Source organism: Oscillochloris sp. ZM17-4, from assembly GCF_019599295.1.
Lineage (GTDB): Bacteria > Chloroflexota > Chloroflexia > Chloroflexales > Chloroflexaceae > Oscillochloris.
The window spans coordinates 129,344-149,720 of the sequence record NZ_JAIEWN010000002.1; the positions used below are offsets into that span (position 1 = coordinate 129,344).

16 protein-coding genes are annotated in these 20,377 nt (G+C 67.7%); 5 read left to right on the plus strand and 11 right to left on the minus strand.

Annotated features, from left to right (window positions below):
• Positions 1-141 precede the first annotated feature (141 nt).
• On the plus strand, positions 142-1,158 hold the full coding sequence (locus K2Z83_RS02450) for a 3-oxoacyl-ACP synthase III (RefSeq protein WP_220593603.1): 1,017 nt from the start codon (positions 142-144) through the stop codon (positions 1,156-1,158).
• 96 nt (positions 1,159-1,254) lie between these two features.
• Here the strand turns inward: K2Z83_RS02450 and pepT are convergent, their stop codons facing one another.
• Complete coding sequence (gene pepT / locus K2Z83_RS02455; RefSeq protein ID WP_220593604.1) at positions 1,255-2,544, minus strand: peptidase T; 1,290 nt, start codon at positions 2,542-2,544, stop codon at positions 1,255-1,257.
• Between the two features lie 249 nt (positions 2,545-2,793).
• On the opposite strand from pepT, the gene K2Z83_RS02460 reads away from it, so the two are divergent.
• A complete protein-coding gene (locus K2Z83_RS02460; RefSeq protein ID WP_220593605.1) occupies positions 2,794-3,993 on the plus strand; it encodes a L,D-transpeptidase in 1,200 nt (399 codons plus the stop codon).
• Positions 3,994-4,096: 103 nt separating this feature from the next.
• Here K2Z83_RS02460 and K2Z83_RS02465 read toward each other — a convergent pair whose 3' ends face one another.
• From K2Z83_RS02465 to K2Z83_RS02485, 5 genes are all read right to left on the minus strand, one after another.
• A complete protein-coding gene (locus K2Z83_RS02465; RefSeq protein ID WP_220593606.1) occupies positions 4,097-4,900 on the minus strand; it encodes a carboxypeptidase-like regulatory domain-containing protein in 804 nt (267 codons plus the stop codon).
• A gap of 89 nt (positions 4,901-4,989) precedes the next feature.
• Positions 4,990-8,457, minus strand: a complete 3,468-nt coding sequence (locus tag K2Z83_RS29710) for an Ig-like domain-containing protein (RefSeq protein ID WP_220593607.1) — start codon at positions 8,455-8,457, stop codon at positions 4,990-4,992.
• 55 nt (positions 8,458-8,512) lie between these two features.
• A complete protein-coding gene (locus K2Z83_RS02475) occupies positions 8,513-9,649 on the minus strand; it encodes an alanine racemase (RefSeq protein WP_220593608.1) in 1,137 nt (378 codons plus the stop codon).
• Positions 9,650-9,660: 11 nt separating this feature from the next.
• The gene (locus K2Z83_RS02480; RefSeq protein WP_220593609.1) at positions 9,661-10,227 is read right to left on the minus strand and encodes a DinB family protein; all 567 of its coding nucleotides are present in this window, start codon (positions 10,225-10,227) and stop codon (positions 9,661-9,663) included.
• A gap of 90 nt (positions 10,228-10,317) precedes the next feature.
• Complete coding sequence (locus K2Z83_RS02485) at positions 10,318-11,685, minus strand: dipeptidase (protein WP_220593610.1); 1,368 nt, start codon at positions 11,683-11,685, stop codon at positions 10,318-10,320.
• A gap of 196 nt (positions 11,686-11,881) precedes the next feature.
• Here K2Z83_RS02485 and K2Z83_RS02490 point away from each other — a divergent pair, with 196 nt between their 5' ends.
• Positions 11,882-12,670 (plus strand): TspO/MBR family protein, encoded by a 789-nt coding sequence (locus K2Z83_RS02490; protein WP_220593611.1) that lies wholly within the window; start codon positions 11,882-11,884, stop codon positions 12,668-12,670.
• Positions 12,671-12,859: 189 nt separating this feature from the next.
• Here the strand turns inward: K2Z83_RS02490 and K2Z83_RS02495 are convergent, their stop codons facing one another.
• The 3 genes from K2Z83_RS02495 to K2Z83_RS02505 all read right to left on the minus strand — a co-directional run bounded on the left by K2Z83_RS02495 (position 12,860) and on the right by K2Z83_RS02505 (position 16,447).
• Positions 12,860-14,578, minus strand: a complete 1,719-nt coding sequence (locus tag K2Z83_RS02495) for an aldehyde dehydrogenase family protein (protein ID WP_220593612.1) — start codon at positions 14,576-14,578, stop codon at positions 12,860-12,862.
• Between the two features lie 92 nt (positions 14,579-14,670).
• Entirely contained in the window at positions 14,671-15,555 is an 885-nt protein-coding gene (locus K2Z83_RS02500; RefSeq protein WP_220593613.1) for an ABC transporter permease subunit, read from the minus strand.
• Positions 15,545-16,447, minus strand: a complete 903-nt coding sequence (locus K2Z83_RS02505; protein ID WP_220593614.1) for an ABC transporter ATP-binding protein — start codon at positions 16,445-16,447, stop codon at positions 15,545-15,547. The genes K2Z83_RS02500 and K2Z83_RS02505 overlap by 11 nt, the downstream gene beginning before the upstream one ends.
• A gap of 454 nt (positions 16,448-16,901) precedes the next feature.
• Here K2Z83_RS02505 and K2Z83_RS02510 point away from each other — a divergent pair, with 454 nt between their 5' ends.
• The gene (locus K2Z83_RS02510; protein ID WP_220593615.1) at positions 16,902-18,050 is read left to right on the plus strand and encodes a tyrosine-type recombinase/integrase; all 1,149 of its coding nucleotides are present in this window, start codon (positions 16,902-16,904) and stop codon (positions 18,048-18,050) included.
• 158 nt (positions 18,051-18,208) lie between these two features.
• Entirely contained in the window at positions 18,209-18,769 is a 561-nt protein-coding gene (locus K2Z83_RS02515) for a hypothetical protein (protein WP_220593616.1), read from the plus strand.
• A 79-nt stretch (positions 18,770-18,848) separates the two neighbouring features.
• Here K2Z83_RS02515 and K2Z83_RS02520 read toward each other — a convergent pair whose 3' ends face one another.
• Complete coding sequence (locus tag K2Z83_RS02520; RefSeq protein ID WP_220593617.1) at positions 18,849-19,424, minus strand: YbaY family lipoprotein; 576 nt, start codon at positions 19,422-19,424, stop codon at positions 18,849-18,851.
• Entirely contained in the window at positions 19,421-20,260 is an 840-nt protein-coding gene (locus tag K2Z83_RS02525; protein ID WP_220593618.1) for a S9 family peptidase, read from the minus strand. Before K2Z83_RS02525 ends, K2Z83_RS02520 begins: the two co-directional genes overlap by 4 nt.
• Positions 20,261-20,377: the final 117 nt, after the last annotated feature.

Here is a 20,377-nt window from a genome sequence, read left to right on the forward strand (position 1 = left end):
GGCACAGCACGGGTGCAAGACCCTTGAAGCCCAAGCGTTTACGCTTGGGAGCCGTCACCCCAACCCCCAACCTCCAACCTCCAACCTCCACCTGTGGTACAGTAGTTGAAGTATCAGATAATCTGACGACTGGAGGTTGGTGTGCTGTTCAAGAATGTCGCCATCGCGGCGATGGCATACGAGCTCGCCCCACACCGGGTGACCTCGGACTGGCTTGAGGATCAGATCGGCGAGACGATGGGCCGCCTCGGCGTGCCAAAGGGCCGCCTGGAGCAGCTCTCGGGGATCCGCGAGCGCCGGTTCTGGGACGAGGGGACTCGGCCGAGCGAGGCCGCCACGCTGGCCGGACGCAAGGCGATCACCGCCGCCGAGATCGACCCGGGCGAGATCGGGATCATTATCAACACCTCGGTCTGCCAGGACTTCCTGGAGCCCTCGACCTCGGTCTTCGTCCACCGCAACCTGGGCCTCTCGCCGCGCTGCATCAACTTCGATGTGCGCAACGCCTGCCTGGGCTTCCTCAACGGCATGGCCATCGCCGGCATGATGATCGAGAGCGGCGACATCAAGTACGCCCTGATCGTCGATGGCGAGGGCTCGCAGGACCCGGTGATGGCCACCGTGCGCCGGCTTCAGTCGCCGGACACGACCATGGAGCAGTTCCGCGACAACTTCGCCACGCTCACCCTGGGCTCGGGCGGCGCGGCGATGGTGCTGGCCCACAGCAGCGTGGCCCGCAGCGACCACCGGCTTAACGGCGTGGTGACGCTCGCCGCCACCGAGCATAACGAGCTCTGCATCGGCATGCCCGACTCGATGAAGACTGACGCCGCCGCCCTGCTGATCGCCGGGACCAAGCTGGCCCGCCAGACCTGGGCCGTGGCCCAGGAGGAGCTGCCGGGCTGGAGCGACGACCAGATCGCCTGCTACGCCCCGCACCAGGTGAGCGCGCGCCACACCGCCGCCATCGCCGAGACCCTCGGCGTCTCCCCGGCGAAGATGCATGTCAACTTCCCGCTGCTCGGCAACATCGGCCCGGCCGCCGTGCCGATCACCCTGGCCCAGGCCGCCGAGACCCGCCTGAAGGCCGGCGACAATGTCGGCCTGCTCGGCATCGGCTCCGGCATCAACTGCTCGATGATGAGCGTGACCTGGTGATATCACGATGCGCCGTGAGGGTGTGGGAGAGCTTCGCTCTCCCACAAAAAAACTGATGGTGCGGCAGGTGTCTGTCGGGCACAGCCGCATCACCAGCTATGCGCCGGCGTCGGTGCCGGCGGCGCCCCACAGCTCGGCGAGCTTGATACACATCTCAGTGGCCCGCGCCATGTCCTGCACGCTCACCCACTCCAGCGGCCCGTGGATGCCCTGCATGCCGGTGAAGAGGTTCGGCGTCGGCACACCGAGCTCGGTCAGCCGCGAGCCATCGGTGCCGCCGCGGGTGGGCTCTGAGAAGGGCTCCACGCCGATCATGCGGCAGGCCTCCAGCGCAAGATCCACCGGGCGCATGTCGCCCTCCAGCCAGTAGCGCATGTTGCGGTACTGGGGCGTGATCGTGCAGCTGATGCGGGCCCGCGGCTCGGTGGCCTGCACGGCCGCGCAGACCTGCCGGAGCAGCGCGCCGTGCGCCTCAAGCTCGTCGCGCTCGAAGTCCCGCAGGATGAAGCTGATCCTGGCCTCGGCCGCGTTGCCCTGGAGCTGATAGACGTGGATGAACCCCTGGCGGCCCTCGGTGGTCTCGGGCGTGCGCGTGGCCTGCGGCAGCGTGTCGATGATCTTCGCCGCCAGATGCAGCGCGTTGACCAGCTGGCCCTTGGCGTGGCCGGGGTGGATCGAGACTCCCTGCACCGCCACCGCTGCGGCGTCCGCCGAGAATGTCTCGTAGACGATCGCGCCGCGCTCACCGCCGTCGAGGGTGTAGGCCACGTCGGCGGCGAGATCTGCGGGCAGGCGGGCATGGACGCCACGGCCGATCTCCTCATCGGGCGTGAAGCAGATCCGAATCGGGCCATGGGGCGTGGCCGGGTTGGCGATCAGGTGGTGGGCCATGGTCATGATGATCGCCACGCCCGCCTTGTCGTCGGCACCGAGCAGCGTCGTGCCGCTGGCCGTGATGATGTCATCGCCGACACGCGCGGCCAGGTAGGGAAATGTGTCGGGCGAGATCATGAGCTCGGCGTTGTCCGGGAAGGTGATCGTGCCGCCGGCGTAGGCCCGGTGGACGATGGGCTTGACCCCGGCGCCGCTGAAGGCCGGCGAGGTGTCCACGTGGGCCAGAAACGCCACCGTGGGCGCATCGCCCGGGATGTTCGCCGGGATGCTCGCGAGCACCGCGCCGTAGTCGGTGATCCGCACATCCTGCGCGCCGATCGACCGCAGCTCCTCGACCAGCAGGTTGAGGAGGTTGTACTGGATGGAGGTGCTCGGCGATGTCGGCGATGCCTCGTCCGCCGTGGTGTCGATCTGCACATAGCGCACGAGGCGATCCTCGAGCTCGCGGTCGAACACGCCCTGCCGAATTGAAGCGTTTACTGTGCTGCCCATGATACTCCTCGCTCTGCCTCGTCATATACCGCTGCCAACCATCGCTATGGTAGCATAGATGCCCTGCGCGCAGCGCGGGCGCCGCACCAATGCCGGCGCTGCTGCGGCGCGCTCGTGTGGTGTCGGCGATCTGTCTCGGGTCATGCCGTCCCTACGGCATGGCCTCTTCTATAATGCTTGACAGCCCCCCGGCCATCGCTATAATCGATCATGCAGGCACATGACCGATACTAGAGATAGGGGGGCACCATGGGCTTCCGGCCATCGCGTCGATTCATTCAGGCATGCCTGACCAGCCTGATCCTGGGGATTCTGGCCGGTGTGTGGGCCGTGCCCCAGCGCACCCGCGCCGACAGCGCGGCCCTGTTTTTCGCCTCGACGGGCCACCGCCTGAGCGATGAGCAGGGCTTCCTGAGCTACTGGCGCTCAAGCAATGGCCCGCTCACCCTCGGCCCGCCGATCAGCGAGCCCCTCGCCGATGGCGCGCTCACGGTGCAGTATTTCGCGCTCGGCCGGCTGGAGCTGCACCCCGAGTACGACAACGCGATCGTCCGTGGACGCCTCGGTGCTGAGTATAGCGCGGCCCTCTTCCGCAGCTTCGCCGCCCCGGCAGGCCTGGCCGATCAGCCCGGCCTGCGCTTCTTCGCCGAGACGGGCCACGCCCTCGGCGAGCCGTTCCGCGCCTTCTGGGAGGCCAACGGCGGCATGGATGCCTTCGGCTTCCCGATCAGCGCGCCAGCCTGGGAGTATGTCGGCCCGGAGCTGCTTCAGGTGCAGTACTTCGAGCGCGCTCGCCTGGAGTACCACCCGCTGTCCGCCGACTCCACCTGGGCCGTGCAGATCAGCGCCCTCGGCCGTGATCTGGCTCGGCTGCGCGGCATCGCCACTGCCCCCGCCGACCCGCAGGGCGCGCTGTCCGTCGGCGATGATGGGCTGCCCCTGCCCCTGCCCCTGCCCGCGCCCGCGCCCGCCGCGCCCGCGCCCGCCGCGAAGCCTGCGGCCACCGCCAAGCCCGCCGCGCCCGCTGCGAAGCCTGCGGTCGCCGCCAAGCCCGCCGCGCCCGCGCCTGCGGCTCGGGGCGGCAGATACATCATCGTCGACCTGAGCGACCAGTGGCTCTACGCCTATGAGGGCGACGCTATGGTCTATGACGCTCCGGTCTCCACCGGCCGCGACGGCTTCAATACGCCGGTAGGCACCTTCGCCGTTTACGCCAAGCTGAAGTCACAGACGATGCAGGGCACGCTGGGCGGCGAGTACTACCGGGTGCCCAACGTGCCCAATGTGATGTACATCGTTGGCGGGGTGGCGATCCACGGCACCTACTGGCACAACCGCTTCGGCACCGGCGCGCGCCTGAGCCATGGCTGCATCAACGTGGGCATCACGCAGGCGGCCTGGCTCTACGCGTGGGCGCCCATGGGCACGCCGGTGACGGTGCGCTGGTGAACGCCCGCGATGATGCGTAGGTGCGAATGAACAAGGCGCCCGTCAGCGAGGTCTCGCTGACGGGCGCCTTGTTCATTCGATGCGGGCGTCTCTCCCCTGCGATCTAGGAGATGTCGCCGTCGAGCAGATCAGCCAGCATGGTATCGTCATCTGTGGTGCGTCGCGCTATCGAGGCCCTGGAGCGGCGGGCCGTGGCTAGGCGCCGGCGCGGGCGCGGGGCGAGCTGGATCACCAGACCCACACCGAGCAGGAGCGCGCCGACAAGGATCCACGTGCCGGGATTGCCCAGCCCTGCGGTTGCGGCAGTGTTCGGCAGGCTCTCCGGCGCGCTTAGGCTTTCGGCGGGCGTGGCCACGGCCACGCTGTGCGCCACAGACGTATCCGGCAGGCTCGGCGGGAGTGCTACTTGCGGCGCGGCGGTTGGGGTCGGCTCGATCACGGGCGGTACGACCGCCTCAATGCCCTCTGTGGGAGCGGGGCTGGTGAAGAAGAGGTGTATGACCACCGTATCGCCCGGGCCTACGGCGATCGCCTGCGCTGGCTGGATCGACGTGCCCTGGCTGCTCGTGGGCTCTAGCTCAAGCCGGTAGTACCCGGAGGTCAGCCAGATATCGTAGTTGCCATTTGAGTCGCTATAGACCGTCTGTCCGCCGACGACGACCGCGATGCCTGCTGCCGGCGCTCCGGTACGTAGGTCGATGATCGTCCCGGTCAGACGCCCGGGGATAACGGCCGTCGGCTTGCTATCGCGCTGATTGAAGTCAGGTGTTGGCTGGAGTGTCGGGCGAGGTGAAGGTTGTGTGGCCTGTGCCGATACGGCGGCGGGCGACGGCAGCATAGTGAAGCCGCCAACCATCGCGATGATGCCGCAGACCATCAGGGCAAAGCTGCTCATCTGTCTTCGCATGGGACGTTCCTTCTTTAATGGCCAGAGTCCTGGTGGTTGTTAAGCGGTGCCTAGCCAACAACCACCAGGACGTGCGCCTCGTATTGCCGTCAGTTGCGTGGAAATGCTTGGTTGGTGGTTTGCGGGCGCGTCTGCGTCGGCAGCACACCAAGGGTGACAGTGATGTCCAGCTCTGCGCGGTTATTCGTCTCATCGCGCTCGTCAATGGCGCCGCTCGGGTTGCGATATGTGCCGCTCGCATCGCGGTTCCAGCTATCGACGATCGCATAGAGCTTCGTCGTGCCGTTGGTAAAGTACCCCGGCCATGTGCTGGCGTCTACCTTGAAGCCGTTCGGGTTGCTCGCGCTCTCTGGGGAGCTATTAAGCACGATGCTCTGCCCAGGAGCGAGCGTACCCGTATAGTACCATGCCAGCCCAAAGGATGGGCTGAGCGGGCCGCGAATCTCATTCCAGGGGTCGTTCACCTCTGGCACGCGGCTCGGGTTAATGTAGAAATCGACCCAGAAGTTGCTGGCCGCCGCATCGCCCAGGTTTGTCACCGTCACCTCAATGCTCGCTGGGCGCCCGGCCTGCGGGCTCGTCGGGTTCACGCTGATGCTGGCCGTCAGATCTGCAAATGCAGGCTTGGAGATGAATGGCAGGAAGATCATCGCCTTGAGCACCGTCACCCGCACCGTAGCGGTGGAGGTGCCGCCATTCCCATCGCTGATCGTATAGGTGAAGCTGTCGGCCCCGAGGTAGTCGGCCTCCGGGGTGTAGGTGACGTTGGCCCCGCCAGCGCCGACCGCCACACTGCCGTGGCTGCCCTGCGTCACCGCTGTGACGGTGAGGCTATCGTCCTCGGGGTCGCTGTCATTGGCCAGGACATCGATGATCGTATCGACGCTGTTGATAGTGATGTTCGCTGTATCATCAGCCGCGCTGGGCGGCGCGTTGATCGCGATCATCTTGCTCGCCGGGGCGCTGGTCTGCCCGTCGCCATCGCTCACGGTGAAGGTCGCTGCGCGCGATCCGGTCGCTGGCGCGGCAGACGTGTTGCTAAAGGTGATGTTCTGCACGAGGGCCTGCGCAGCGGCCGGCGTGGCGCTACTGGTAAAGGTGATCGCGAGCGGTGACGGGTAGGTGCCCCCGCTGATCGTGCCGATCTGGACGCCGCTGAAGGTGATGGATGGGGGGGAGATGCCGATCTGGCCGGCCCCGCTGCCCTGGTTGCGCACCGAGATCATGTCGCCCGTTCCACCGCCGGCTGACAGGACTACGCGTAGCTGCCCGCCGGCGAAGTCCAGCGAGTCGCGGTCGCTCACCGTCGCCCCGGAGTCAATGACGACAGCCGGATCCCCCATGAGATAGGGCGTCGCCCCGCTGGTCAGGGTAAGCACCGGCGCGTTGTTCACTGGGGTGATCGTAATGGCGAATGTGGCTTCGCCCAGGGTCGTGGTCGCGTCCTTTAGCGTGAACCTGAAGCTGTCGCTGGTCGTCTCGCTGCCGTTGTGGGCGTAGCTGATCCGGCCGCCGGCGATGTCGGCCTGGGTGAAGGTGCCGTTCAGCGCCAGGGGCGCGCCGCTCTTGCGCAGCTGGCCGTTTGTCGGGAGCGTGGTCACGGTAAAGACGAGATTCGCATCCGCCGTGTCCGGGTCGCTGGCGCTCAGCTCATTGGTGGTGATGTTGCCAGATCCGCCCTCGGTCACGGTCAGGCCGGCGTTGGTGCCGATCGTCGGTGGGTCATCCACTGCGGTGATCGTGATCACGATCTGAGCCGCCGGGCTGCTGGTGGCTGGCCCCGGGGTGCCGTTGTCCGTCGCCACGATGCTCACCGTGCGCGAGGCGCTGAGCGGGTTATTCGAGGTGTCGTTGTACTTAAGGGTCTGGAGCACGGCAGCCATATCTGCTGCGCTGGCACCGGTACTTGTGAGCGTGAGCTTACCGGTTGCGTTGTCATAGCCGGTGCCCTGCGAGACGGTGCTGATGGTGCCGCCTGCCGTCACGTCAACTGTGAGTACCTCGCTTATGGTCTGGCTTCCCAGTATTATCACCACGCTGGTGATTGAGTCGCCTTCCTGGTCGCTCACCGCCAGGCTGGCGCTGGTGATGGCGGTCGGGCCGCTGCCCTCGGTGAAGGCGGCCGTGCTGTCGATGCCAGCTGTCCCGCCGTTGGTGTCGACGACGGGGGCGTCGTTGACCGGGTCGACGGTGATGGTGAAGGTCTGGGTGGCGAGGCTGTCGACGCCGCTGTTGGCAGTGCCGCCGTTGTCCTGGAGCGAGATACTGACGATGGCGCTGCCGCTGGCGTTTGCCGCAGGAGTGAATGAGAGCACGCCGGCGGCGCTCACGTCAGGCTGGGCGCTGAAGAGGGCGTTATTGTCATTGCTCACCGTCACGATGAGGGTCTGGGTGCTCTCGTTGTCTGGGCCGGTCGCAATACTGGACGCCCAAGCGGCGGCGTAGGCACCGGAGTCCTCATCCACGGTGACGTCGGGGCCGAGGACGAGGATCGGCGCGTCATTGACCGCAGTCACGGTGATGGTGAAGTTGACCTCGGTGGAGGTGTTGGCACCGCCATTGGCGGTGCCGCCATTGTCCTCTAGCACGACGGTGAGGTTTGCTACGCCGTTGGCGTCGGCGGCGGGGGTGAAGGTCAGGGTGCCGCTGGGGTCGATGGCCGGGCCAGCGCTGAACAGGTTGGTGTTGTCGTTGGCGGTGAAGCGGAAGGCCAGCACCTGGGTGCTCTCATTGGGCGCGCCGGGGTCGATGTCGGTCGCCCAGTTGGCCACGGTCTGTGTGACAGCGTCTTCGAGGACCGTCTGGTTGACCCCGCCGGTGAAGGTTGGCGCGTCGTTGACCGGGTCGACGGTGATGGTGAAGGTCTGGGTGGCGAGGCTGTCGACGCCGCCGTTGGCGGTGCCGCCGTCATCCTGGAGCGAGATACTGACGATGGCGCTACCGGAGGCGTTGGCGGTGGGGGTGAAGCTCAGCACGCCGGCGGCGCTCACGTCAGGCTGGGCGCTGAAGAGGGCGTTATTGTCATTGCTCACCGTCACGGTGAGGGTTTGGGTGCTCTCGTTGTCTGGGCCGGTCGCAATACTGGACGCCCAAGCGGCGGAGTAGGCCCCCGAGTCCTCATCCACGGTGACGTCGGGGCCGAGGACGAGGATCGGCGCGTCGTTGATTGGGTTGACGGTGATGGTGAAGGTCTGGGTGGCGGAGGTGTCGACGCCGCCGTTGGCGGTGCCGCCGTCATCCTTGAGGGTGACGCTGACGATGGCGCTGCCGAAGGCGTCGGCGGCGGGGGTGAAGCTCAGGGCACCGGCCGCGCTGAGGCCGGGCTGGGTGCTGAAGAGGGCGGTGTTCGTGTTGGTGACGGTGAAGGCGAGCACCTGGGTGCTCTCGTTGTTCGGGCCAGCCGAGACGGCAGTGGCCCAGTCGGTCGGCCCGTAGGCCCCCGAGTCCTCGTCCACGGTGACGTCAGACCCGGCGGTGAAGCTGGGGACATCGTTGACCGAGTTGACGGTGATGGTGAAGGTCTGGGCGGCGGAGGTGTCGGTGCCGCCCGGCGTCACGCAAGTATTCTGGCCCCCACAGACAGCAAAGCTGTCCGTGGGGGCCACCGCTATGCTACACCGTGCCGGGCTCGTGGCCGCGCGCTGTCACCGGCTCAAGGCGCAGGGCGCGCCCCCCAGAGACGATGGCCGCCGCGTCGAAGTTGTTGATCGTCGGGCAGATGTGGCGCGGCAGCAGGTAGAGCTGCGCGCCGATGGGCGGCGGCTCCGCGCCGGCGGGCAGGTTGATCGGCAGGTGCTCCTCGCTCGGCCGCGCCGGCTCCCAGTCCGGGTGGCCGACCACGGCGCAGGTGGGCACGCCGGCGTCCGCCCCCACGCTCTTGCTGCCCGCGTCGCAGGTGATGCGCCTGGGCCGCGGGCGGCTAACCACAGCGGCCAGCACCAGGGCGGCCGGGCGGTAGCCCCACGCGGCCGGCAGCTGGGAAAGCGAGGTCGTGTCGCCATAGACCGGGGTCCCCGGCGAGATGCGGTGGGGGATGCCGGCGTCGGCGAGGCCGGCGTGGGTCAGGGCGTGGGGCATGGCCGGCGTCCCCGAGGTGATCAGCTCGGGCGCCGGGGCACCGCTGCGGCCGAGGCCCGCCGCGATCTTCAGCAGCCGGTCGTAGCCGCTGTGGGCGACGGACTCGCGCTCCTCGGGCGGCACCGAGCCGATCTGCCCGTCATACCAGTGTAGGCCGGCAAACGGCAGGCCGGCGTCGCCGATGCCGCGCGCCAGGGCTAGCACCGCCCCCACGTCCGCGCCCACGCCGGTGCGGTCCATGCCGGGGTTGATGTCGATGAAGAGCGACACCGGCGCGCCGCGCCACTGGGCAATCTGCGCGGGGCCCTCGACCAGCGCTGAGACGCGGGTGCCGGGGTAGGCGGCGGCGAGCGCGGCCACCCGGCGGGTGTTGGCCCCGACCACCGGGTAGGCCAGCAGGACATCGGGCGCGCCGAGGGCGCAGAGCGTCTCCAGCTCGCGGGTGGTGGCGCACTTGAACTGGCGGATGCCATGGTCGAGCATGCGCTGCATCACCCAGGCCAGCTTGGCCGTCTTCACGTGGGGCCGCCAGCGATCCGGCCTGCCGTCGAGCAGCCGGATCGTCGTGGCGATATTCGCGTCGACGGCCTCCTGGTAGATCAGCAGCGTCGGGGTGAGCAGGTCGCCTGAGTCGGCGATGGCGTACTCGCCGAGAGGGATTGCGAGATTCATAGACGCCTCCGCTACACCGCCTGAGCCTGCCCGAGCACATCGCGGATCTGGCCGAGGTGGCTGTCGGCGTGGAGTAGGCCGAGCAGGTAGCGGCCGCGGGCGTCGATCACCGGGCCGCCCGGCCAGGCCTCAGTGGCGGCGTCGAGCTGCGGGCTGTCCGGCCACATGTCGAGCGAGCCCAGGCACATGCGGTGGCTCTCGGCGAGGCGCTGGCGCACCTGGGCCAGCGTCGTCACGCGCTCCCAGGGCGTCTCGGCGCGCGAGCGGCCGTGGAAGGCCACCCCACGGGCCGCCTCCGCCGCCAGGGCCGCCGACTCCTCGCAGCTGGCGGTCAGGTGGACGATCACGTGGCCCAGGGTCCAGGCGATATTTACCTCGTCGGCGCTGGCGGCGGCATCATCCTTGGCCGCCGGGTCGACCGGCTGGAAGGTCACGTCGGCGTCGTCGCACTCGGCGATCATGTCATACACCAGGTCGAACAGCTCGGTCGTGGCCGCGCGCAGGTCGGCGACGGACAGGCCATCGGCGATCTCTTGCACGGTCTTGGTGCGCTCATAGACGGGGGCGAAGTCGATCATGGGTGCGGGTTGCCTCTCTAATGCTTACAGCTAGACATAACGCTTGTGACACTCCGGGCCAGCGAAGCTGGCCCGGAGTGTCACAAGCACCTACCGCCCCAGCCGCTCCAGCAGCGTGCAGTAGGCTCCCTGGCCCTTGCGGAAGCTGGAGAGCCGGAAGAACTCATCGGGCGAGTGGGCGCCCTCATCCTCGATGCCGAAGGCGAAGTTGGCGGTGTAGGCCCCCAGGTGGCGCTGGAACAGGCTACAGACTGGGATGGAGCCGCCGCTGCGCACGTAGAACGGCTCCTTGCCGTACATCTCCACCAGCACCTCGCGCACCGCCGCGTTGCCCGGCTCCTCCTCGGGCACCAGGTAGGGGAAGGCCCGGAAGGCCAGCGGCGTCACCGTCGCCGTCACGCCGGGGGGCGTGTTGGCCTTGACGTGGGCCAGCAGGCACTCCACGACCCGCGAGGGGTCCTGGTCGGCCACCAGCCGACAGGTGATCTTGGCGTGGGCCTCGCTTGGCAGCACCGTCTTGATCCCCTCGCTCTGGAAGCCGCCCCAGATCCCATTAACCTCCAGGGTCGGCCGGCCCCAGGTCTGCTCGCGGGCGGTGTAGCCGGCCTCGCCGAAGAGCGCAGGCACCTCCAGGCTCTCGATCTCGGCCGACTCGTCATAGGGCACCTTGGCGATCCGCTCGCGGTCGAGCTCGCTCAGCGGCAGCACATCGTCGTAGAAGCCAGCCACCGAGATGTGGCCGTCGGCGTCGTGCATCGAGGCGATGATCGCGGCCAGGGCGTGGATGGGGTTCTGCACCATGCCGCCGTACATGCCCGAGTGCAGGTCGGCGCGGGCCGCCTTCACCGTGATCTGCACGCCGCAGCCGCCGCGCAGACCCACCAGGATGAGCGGCTGGGTCTCGCTCCACTGGCCGCCGTCCGAGCTGAGCACCATGTCGCAGGCCAGCAGCTCCTTGTGCTGTGGGATGAACTCGCCGAGCTGTGGGCTGCCGATCTCCTCCTGGCCCTCGAAGAAGAACTTCAGGTTCACCGGCAGCGCGCCCGCGCCCTTGAGCATGGCCTCGACCGCCAGGATGGGCACGAGCATGTTGCCCTTGTCGTCGCTGGCCCCGCGGGCGTAGACCTTGCCGTCGCGCACGTCCGGCTCGAAGGGCGGCTTCGTCCAGAGGTTGAGCGGGTCCACCGGCTGCACGTCGAAGTGGCCGTAGATCAGCACGGTGGGCTTGCCGGGGGCGTGCAGCCAGTCGGCATAGACGACCGGGTGCCCGCCGGTGGGCAGGATCTGCACGTGCTCCATGCCCGCCGCCATCACGCGGGCGGCCACCCACTCGGCGGCCTGCTGCACGTCGCCGGCGTGGGCCGAGATCGCCGAGATGCTCGGGATGCGCAGGAAATCCAGCAGCTCCTCCATGAAACGCGGCTGGTGCTCCTCAAGGTACTGTCCCCAGGTTGGCATAATTGTGGTAACTCCTGTAAAATGGGCACAGGGCGCAGGGCGCAGGGCGCAGAGCGCAGAGCGCAGAGCAGATTCCTAGACTAATCAAGCGAGGTCAGATCGACAGCTTGAAGTTGCGATCCCAACCCCCAACTCCCAACTCCCAACCCCCAACTCCCAACTCCCTGCGGTATAAATATTATACAGGAATTTCACCATGTCCAACCCCACAGCCCCGACCGCAATCGCCGACGATCAGCGTAGTGGCGACATCACCCGCCAGGCGGCGGTGGTCGCGGCGCTGGCAGCTACCCTCGGCGTCAACGCCCTCGCCAACGCGCTCCCGCTGAACGGGCAGACCACCGGCCAGATCTCGGGCCGCTACCCGCTGAAGATCACCCCGCCCGGCTACGTGTTCGGCATCTGGGGCGTGATCTACACCGGCCTGATGGGCTACGCGATCTACCAGGCACTGCCGGCCCAGCGCGAGAACCCGCGCCTGCGCCGGGTGGGCTGGCTCTTCGTGCTCAGTTGCGCGGCCAACATCGCCTGGCTGCTGCTCTGGCACTACAACCGGCCGCGCCAGACTATGGGGGCCATGGTCGGCATCCTGCTCGCGCTGGCCACGATCAGCGCGCGCCTGGGCAAGCCGCTCCAGGGGCCGCTCGGCGAGCGCCTGCTGGCCCGCCTGCCCTTCAGCGTCTACCTGGGCTGGATCAGTGTGGCCACCATCGTGAACGCCAGCGTGGCCCTCTACGACGCCGGCTGGGACGGCATGGGCATCGACCCTGACACCTGGACGGCTGGCCTGATCGGGGTGGGCGCGACCCTCGGCGCGGGCATGGGCGTGCTGCGCGGCGACGCGGCCTTCCCGCTGGTGCTGGTCTGGGCCTTCCGCGGGATCGCCGAGAAGCAGGCCGACAGCGACCTCCTGGCCCCCGCCGCCCAGTCGGCCGCGATCGTCGCCGGCCTGAGCGCCGCCGCCGCGCTGGTGAGCGGGCGCTAGCGCGATTGCAGATTGCAGATTGCAGATTGCAGATTGCAGATTGCAGATTGGACGAGTTTCAAACCGACATAGCCTTCTGTAAAGCTGTCGGGCTGTCGGGCTGTCGGGCTGTCGGGCTGTCGGACTATGCTGCTGAAACCTTGTCTTGCGCGTAATCTGCAATCTGCAATCTACAATCTGCAATCTGGATCAGCCCCGCAGCGCCAGCGCGAAGATCCTCGGCAGGCGGGTGAGCTGGGGCCGGATCGCCACCCCCGTCACCAGGCGGGCGGTGCGGTCGGCGGTGCGGTTGGTGACGAACCAGGGCGGCTTGGGCGAGATGTTGAAGTCGCCGTGGAGCCAGCCGCGCGGGAAGGGGTAGAACGAGCTGCGCGCCACCGTCTTCTGCGGCCGGTCGAACATCAGCGAGTTGCGCACGATCCCAATCCCGCTGCCGATATTGTCCTCGGTGTGCCCCGGATAGGCCCCCCAGGTCGCCTCGGGCATCAGGAAGGCCGCGGCGGCCCAGAGGTTCACCCCGATCGTGCCGTAGCGCAGGTCGGCCAGGGCCTGCTCGAAGGCCGGCCCTAGCTCGCGCAGGGTGCGCGGGTGGGCGATGATCGTCGCGCCCAGGGTGCCTGTCAGCCGCTCGTTGCAGAAGTCTACCGCGTTGCGCAGGAAGCTCGCGGCGTCATCGCCGGGCAGGCTCGTCTGCGCCAGCATCGTGCCGAAGAACTCGGTGGTGAAGCAGTAGTCGTCCCCGTTGGGGTCCAGGTCGGGGATGAGCGTGAGCGGCACCTCGGCGTCGCCATAGGTCTCAGCGTGTGCGTGCGTGGCGACCACATCGCGCTGGCGCTGGGCCGCGCCGGGGTAGAAGGCGTGGCGCGCTGGCAGCTCGCGCAGCACCTGGCGCACCGCCGCCATAAACTCCGCGCGCTGATCCCAAGACTCAGGCAGCACCATCACCTGGCATGCCACACAGTTGAAGCCGCCGTTGTGCATCTTCATTGTCACCGCGTGCTCGGCCTGGTAGCGGATGTCGGCGGCGCTCCAGCGCCCTGGCAGGATGATCAGCGGCCCCACCCCGCCCAGCTCGCTCGTCACCGGCTTGTTGATCAGCGACTCGTTACGCGCCCGCCGCGCCGCGCCCTCGGGGCCCGACCCAAAGAAGATCGCGTCGTGCGTGCGGGCGCTCCCGGTCAGGTGGATCTCATCGACATCCGGGTGGTGCGTCAGGTACTCGCCCACCTCGGCGCCGCCCGAGATCACCCGCAGAAAGCCGAAGCGGATGAAGGGGGCGAAGACCGCCGCGATCAGCGGTTCGAGGTAGTCGTTCACCGGGTTCATCTTCAGCATCACCACGTGGCCGCGCACGATCATGTGGTAGAGCACGTCCAGCGGGGGGATGCTGTTGACGTTGCCCGCCCCCAACACCAGGACGACCACGCCCTCGGGGTCCGGCTCCCGGTAGAGCGACGCCATCTCGCTGTAGATGGTCTCCTCCGTCACCTCCGGTTGCATCCAGACCTCGGCGCTGATGCCGTTGAGCAGCAGCCGGTCGTAGATCGTGCGCGGGAAGACCTGGGCGACCACCTGTCCGCCCGGCCGGGTGTGGATGTGTGAGAGGTGCGGCAGGTGGCCCTTCTCCAGGGCGTGCAAGGTCTCGATATAGCCGTTGATCACCTCGGCGATCGCCCACGGCCCGGTCACCCACTCCTCGCCGACCCAGGGCGAGTTCGGGGCGAGCCCCTTCGCCTCCGCCGAGCGGCGCACCCACTCCTCGGCGTGGACGCCCATCAGGTGACGTGTCTGGAGCAGCAGGTCAATCTTCTGCCCCACCGGCAGCAGCTCCCAGATCTGCTTCTGCTGCTGGAGCGCGCGCAGATCGCGGTCGAGGGCGGTGGTGTCGAGGGTTATTAGAGTTGACATAATACCAATCTCCCTGTTGGGGCGCAGCAGCAGCCGCGCTGCCGGTTATGCACATATTGACAATGCATCCGGGCGCGGCTGCTGCTGCGCCCTTACGGAGTCCCTAGCCCGTCGGGCGCGGCTGCTGCTGCGCCCGCCGCAACCACCAGGGTGGCCTGCATCGGCGAGGGCAGCTGGCTCAGGTCGAGGCTGCTGGCCAGCACCGACTGATCCAGGCCGAAGAGCTGGCCGTTCAGCACCACCAGCGTGTTGATATTTGGCTGGAGCAGCAGGTTGACCAGCAGCCGCACCAGCGGGTTGACGTCCCCGAGGGTGTTGATCGAGCCGGCGCTGATGTCCAGGGTCAGGAAGATCAGTCCACCGCCGACCCCGGCCAGCACTGAGCGCCCCAAGATCGCGCTAGCCATTGTCAGCATGACATAAGGTAGCATCACAAACAGCGCGCGCGCAACGCCGAGGGGCAGCGCCAGCAGATCGCGGGCGGCGAGCTGCATCGGCAGGCCCAGCGTCGCCGCGCAGACCATGGCGAGCAACACGCCGATCAGCAGGGCCAGGGCAATCGCGGACAGGAGGCCGAGCAGGAGTGTGACGAGCTTGGCCAGCAGGTAGGCCCCACGGTGTGGCGCGCGGATGAGCAGGATGCGCAGGGTGCCCCAGCTATAGTCGCTGCCCAGGAACCCGGCGGCCAGGATGATCGCACAGATCCCGCCGGTGCTGTTCACCTGCCCGAGCACCGCCCCGAAGACACCAGGGAAGCTGAGCTGCCGCTTCAGCTCGGCGATCTGCACATCGCTGAGCACCTCAAATCGTGTTATGCCGCCGCTCAGCGCGCCCTCGTGGAGCGCGACGATCAGCGCCCATGTGGACAAGTAGAGCAGCATCAGGCCAAGGAAGGCGGCGAGCAGCCCCCAGGCCAGCGGCCGCCGGCTGAGCTTGAGCCACTCGGCGGCTATCAGATTAGAGAGGTCAGCGATCACCGGTCACCTCAAGGAAGAAGGACTCCAGAGAGCGCTCGCGGGCGCCGATCTCGGCCACGGCCACCTCATTGCGGGCCAGGTAGCCGTTCAGCTCGGCCACCCGCGCCGCCGGCGCATCGATCAGCAGCAGGCCGCCCTCGGCGCGCACCGCATGGACCCAGGGCAGCTCACGGATCAGCGCGATTGCCCGGCCCGGATCGCCCTCGACGCGCAGGCGGATGCCCGAGTCGCGGCGCAGCAGCTCGTCCACCGCGCCCTGGGCGATCAGGCGGCCCTCCTTCAGGATAGCCACCCGCCCGCAGAGCTGCTCAACCTCGTGAAGCATATGGCTGCACAGGAGGATCGTGCGCCCGCCCGCGGCTAGGTCACGGATCAGGTCGCGGATCTCAACCGTGCCGGCCGGGTCGAGGCCATTCGTCGGCTCGTCGAGGATGATCAGCTCGGGGTCAGGCAGCAGCGCGGCGGCGATGGCGAGGCGCTGGCGCATGCCCTGCGAGTAGGCGCGGGCCTTGTCGTGGGCGCGCTCGGCCAGCCCGACCGTCTGGATCACCTGGGGGACGCGTGCCTCGGGCAGGCCGCCGGCCCGCGCGAGGACGCGCAGGTTGTCATAACCGCTCAGGTACGGATACAGGGCGGGCGACTCGATCATCGCGCCGACCTGGCGCAGGGCGAGGGATGGGCCGCGCCCAAGCTCATGGCCGAGCAGGCTGGCCCGCCCCGCGCTCGGCGCGACCAGGCCGAGCAGCATCGCAATCGTCGTCGTCTTCCCAGCCCCATTGGGGCCAAGCAGCCCAAAGACCTCGCCGCGCGCGACAGTGAGGCTGAGCCCATCGACGGCGACGCGCGCGCCGTAGCGCTTGGTCAGGCCCTCGGTTTGGATGGCTGCTGTCATAGCATCTCGCGAAGCCGGGCGTCTGGAAAACGAAGGGCGCGAAGCCGGGCGAAGGACGTGAACACGAAGGGGGCGGATGTGAATGCCGCAGTGCGTTATCATTATACATCACGGAGAAAGGCTTGTGCTACTGCCTTGTGCGTGGATATGAAATGCCCCATCCGATGCCGTAAACGTCCTGTGTTCGCGCCATTCGCGCCCATTCGTGTTCCAGACGCCCATTCGCATCCCCAGATGCTATGTGTAACCTAGCATCCAATATGTTGCACATACAGATGGAATTTGCTATACTCCTGGGGCGCGGCGGCGGTCAGTGTACATCGTGTACACGCGCATGAGGAGGGACGCAGCGCGCTGCGTCCCTCCTCATGCGCGCCCCATAACGACGTGCTGCGTCCTTTTTTTATAAATAAATTTTTATGTCAACTTACGCGAATACCGAGCGAGGCGCGACATGACCGTATCCGAGGAGCGCATGGAGCCGACGACCCCCCTTGATCGGGCGGGGATGATCTGGACGGCGCGGCTGGAGAGCGCCGGGCTCGACCTTGACCAGGATGCGGACGACCTCGACGACGAGGAGCGGCGCGTGCGCGAGGAGCAGCGCCACCACGCCCAGCGCACGATCGAGACCTACCAGCTCGCCCTGACTCTGTTTGTCCGCTGGGCGACGCGCCAGGGCCGCAGCTGCCTCGGCGATCTCCAGCTTGATGATCTCCTCACCTATGCCCGCAGCCTGCGTCGGCGCACCTATGATCTCTCGCAGCGCGCGCAGCAGGCCATCGAGGCCGGCCAGGAGGTCGAGCGGCTCTCGCCGCGCACTATCCACGCCTATGTGCGCCCGCTGCTCGGCTTCTTGGCCCTGGCGGACTCGTTCGACGCCCTGCCGTTCCGCGCGGCCGCTATCCATGCCGAGATCGTGCGCGCCCTGCCGCGTCTGCCCGACCCGGTGGCACCCACGCCGCCTGATCTGCGTCGGCTTGTGACACATTATGACAAGCCAAGGAGCGAGGCCGACGACCGCACGGATCGGCTGCTCCTCATCCGGCTGCGCAACGCGGCGCTGCTCCACCTGCTCTTCTCCTCCGGCGCGCGCATCTCCGAGGCGCTCAGCCTGGACGCGGGCGATGTCTGCCGCGACCGGCGCATCCTCCAGCAGGCCAAGGTGTCCGGGAAGGGCCGCCGCGAGGGGACGCTGTTTATCCGCCGGCCGGCCGAGCGCGCGCTGCGGCGCTACTTGGAGGCGCGCAGCTGGCCCCCGGCCAGCGCGGCGCTCTTCGAGTCGTTGGATCGGCGCACGGCGGGGATGCGCCTCACCCGCACTAGCGGCTGGCGGATCGTCCACGGGGCCGCCGAGGCGCTGGCAAACCAGGTGGCCCTGGAGGGCAAGGTCGATGAGGCCGAGCTGCTGCGGGCCACCTCGCCCCACAGCTTTCGGCACTTTGTCGGCTACCACCTGCTCAACGAGGGCGTCGCCCTCGCCGAGGTCTCGCAGATTCTGCGCCACCGCAGTGTGGAGGTCACACGGAGCTACTACGCCTCGTACCGCGACGTGCAGCTCCAGGAGGTCCACGACCAGTTCAGCGCCGATCCGCTCGAATAGTTACCGTGTAGTAACGATCTTCACTCAGCGCAACCTGATGCGATCATGTGACAACGTAGAGTTGTTAATACGTTTCTCACAAAGAATACCATTTCTGGTATCTTTCGTCACATAGAAACGGTTCGCGAGCACGAGCCGTAACCGTTAAGGAGGCCAAGATGAATTCGCTCAAGCTCTTCCCGAGAATGGTGATCGTGGTGGGTATCGCCTTCGTACTTTCGGGCGCAGTCGCGGCAGGCGCCGGGTTCTACATCTCGAACTTCGTCCACGCACAGCTGAACGCCCAGGCGATCGTCACGCCCGAGGACGCCTCGATCCCCAACGCGCCGGTCAACGGCATCGCTACCGCCCTGAGCATGTCTGAGATCATCCAGCACCACGCTGCGGCGAGCGGCAACGGCCTGACCTACGCCCAGATGGGCCGCTTCGCGGTTGAGGGCGGCGACCCGGCCGGCACCAATAGCGCCGATGCGGCCCTGAAGGACGCCAACGGTGCTCCGGTCGCCAACGGCGCCCGCAACACCCAGCTGACTGCGGCCGGACTGGTCACCTCGCTCAGCCTCTCAGCGATGGCCCTTGGTGCCTCGTACGCCGCGATCGCGCTCGGCATCGGCTTCCTGGTCCTGGGCGTTGTGATCGCCGGCCTGGGCTACGCTCTGCTCGGCCTGATCACCCCCGAGGTCGCCCAGAAGTTCGGCCTGCACACCGTCTCGCCGTAAGATCTGCATTTGCTGACCAGCACGAAAGGGGCGCGGAGGATACCCTCCGCGCCCCTTTCGTGTCTCCTGGCTCCTGGGATTAGACAGCGCCACGCGCCAGGCCAAGCCGCCGACGGATCGCCATCGTGCCAAGGCCGGCGAGCAGCAGCGTGCCGGCGAGCAGCAGGGGCTGCGCCCCCCCGCTCGACTGGGGCAGCCCGCCGGTCGCCACCTTCGCCATAGTGATCTGGAGGTTGCTCGTGGGGCTGCCGAAGGTGATCACCGAGTAGGGAACCGCCGTGCTGTAGAGGGTCTGCCCGGCCACGCGAATATTCCCCTGGATCCTGTAGCGACGGGCCGGGTTGATCTGCTCGGGGTTGTAGGGCAGGGTGAACGAGAAGGGCGACTGCGCCCCGCCGGTGCTGAAGATGCGCTCGGTGGTGACTGACGCCACCACGCCGGGCTCGGTCACATCGGCCAGCTGGATCGTGACGATGGCGGTGCTGGGCAGCACGCCGGCGTCGCTCAGGAAGATGACCCCCGTGACGGTGGATGTGCTCTGGGCCGATGTGGCAGCAGGGGCGATGAACAGCGCCAGAGCGAGCAGGGCGAGCAAGGTGAGCAGGGCGAATGCTGAATGCTGAATGCTGAATGCTGAATAGTAGCGGTGTCTCATGGGTTCCTCTTGTATTGGCTATCGGCTATCGGCAGCAGCTCGACGATGGCCTGGCGGACATGGGGCCAGGCATGGCTGTCAGGCGTCACCAGCTCGAAGTGACCGGCGTCGGGCAGCACCTCAAGGCGCACATCGTCCCCCGTGGCTGCGGCCCGGCCCACACAGGCCTGGAGGTAGTCCGGCGGCACGATCGTATCCTCGGCGCCAACGATGTGGCGCTGGCGGACGGCGAGCGGGTGCAGCGCAGCCGGAGAGGCTTCGGCGTAGCGCGCCCGCAGGCTCTCACCCTGTCCGCCGACGAGCTCCAGGCATGCGCCCCCGCAGAGCCCGCGAGCCGCGCCCTCGGCCAGATCGACCAGGCCAGCCAGGGCGAGGACACCAGCGATCGGCAGCGGGTCGGGCCGGGCCAGCGGGCTATCCTCCGGCAGGCGTTGACGGGCGGCCAGCCAGAGGGCAAGATGCCCGCCCGCCGAGTGCCCGGCGGCGATCACGCGATCAAGGTCGAGCCCGTGATCCGCCGCCACACCGCGTAGGGCATCGGCCCCGGCCGCCACATCCTGAAAGGTGGTGGGCCAGCCGCCGCCGCCGCCCAGGCGACGGTACTCCAGGCTCCACACCGCGATACCCGTCTCGCGCAGCGCGGCGCAGAGCGGGCCGAGGGGCGCGAGGCCATACTGCGCCTGCCAGCAGCCCCCATGGATGAGGATAATGGCAGGGTGCGGGCCTCCGCCAGGCGGCAGGTACAGGTCGGCGAACTGGTCGGCGTGCGGCCCATAGGCCACCCGCTGATCGGACGGGACTGCGGGCTGGGCCATGTAGTCTGCGGTGGAGAGCATTATGGTACCATCCATAGATGAAGTGGATGCGCAGAGTATAGCATAGACCGATCAGCCAGAGCTGTGACGATACGAGGCCGTTACGTCCTGGGGACTACCGCGCCAAGGGCCTCAGGG

Bases quoted from the DNA above. Each gene is read 5' to 3' on its own strand.
- pepT (WP_220593604.1), bottom strand. From the start codon at position 2,544: ATGGGCAGCACAGTAAACGCTTCAATTCGGCAGGGCGTGTTCGACCGC.
- K2Z83_RS02460 (WP_220593605.1), top strand. From the start codon at position 2,794: ATGGGCTTCCGGCCATCGCGTCGATTCATTCAGGCATGCCTGACCAGC.
- K2Z83_RS02465 (WP_220593606.1), bottom strand. From the start codon at position 4,900: ATGCGAAGACAGATGAGCAGCTTTGCCCTGATGGTCTGCGGCATCATC.
- K2Z83_RS02475 (WP_220593608.1), bottom strand. From the start codon at position 9,649: ATGAATCTCGCAATCCCTCTCGGCGAGTACGCCATCGCCGACTCAGGC.
- K2Z83_RS02480 (WP_220593609.1), bottom strand. From the start codon at position 10,227: ATGATCGACTTCGCCCCCGTCTATGAGCGCACCAAGACCGTGCAAGAG.
- K2Z83_RS02485 (WP_220593610.1), bottom strand. From the start codon at position 11,685: ATGCCAACCTGGGGACAGTACCTTGAGGAGCACCAGCCGCGTTTCATG.
- K2Z83_RS02490 (WP_220593611.1), top strand. From the start codon at position 11,882: ATGTCCAACCCCACAGCCCCGACCGCAATCGCCGACGATCAGCGTAGT.
- K2Z83_RS02495 (WP_220593612.1), bottom strand. From the start codon at position 14,578: ATGTCAACTCTAATAACCCTCGACACCACCGCCCTCGACCGCGATCTG.
- K2Z83_RS02505 (WP_220593614.1), bottom strand. From the start codon at position 16,447: ATGACAGCAGCCATCCAAACCGAGGGCCTGACCAAGCGCTACGGCGCG.
- K2Z83_RS02510 (WP_220593615.1), top strand. From the start codon at position 16,902: ATGACCGTATCCGAGGAGCGCATGGAGCCGACGACCCCCCTTGATCGG.
- K2Z83_RS02515 (WP_220593616.1), top strand. From the start codon at position 18,209: ATGAATTCGCTCAAGCTCTTCCCGAGAATGGTGATCGTGGTGGGTATC.
- K2Z83_RS02520 (WP_220593617.1), bottom strand. From the start codon at position 19,424: ATGAGACACCGCTACTATTCAGCATTCAGCATTCAGCATTCAGCATTC.
- K2Z83_RS02525 (WP_220593618.1), bottom strand. From the start codon at position 20,260: ATGCTCTCCACCGCAGACTACATGGCCCAGCCCGCAGTCCCGTCCGAT.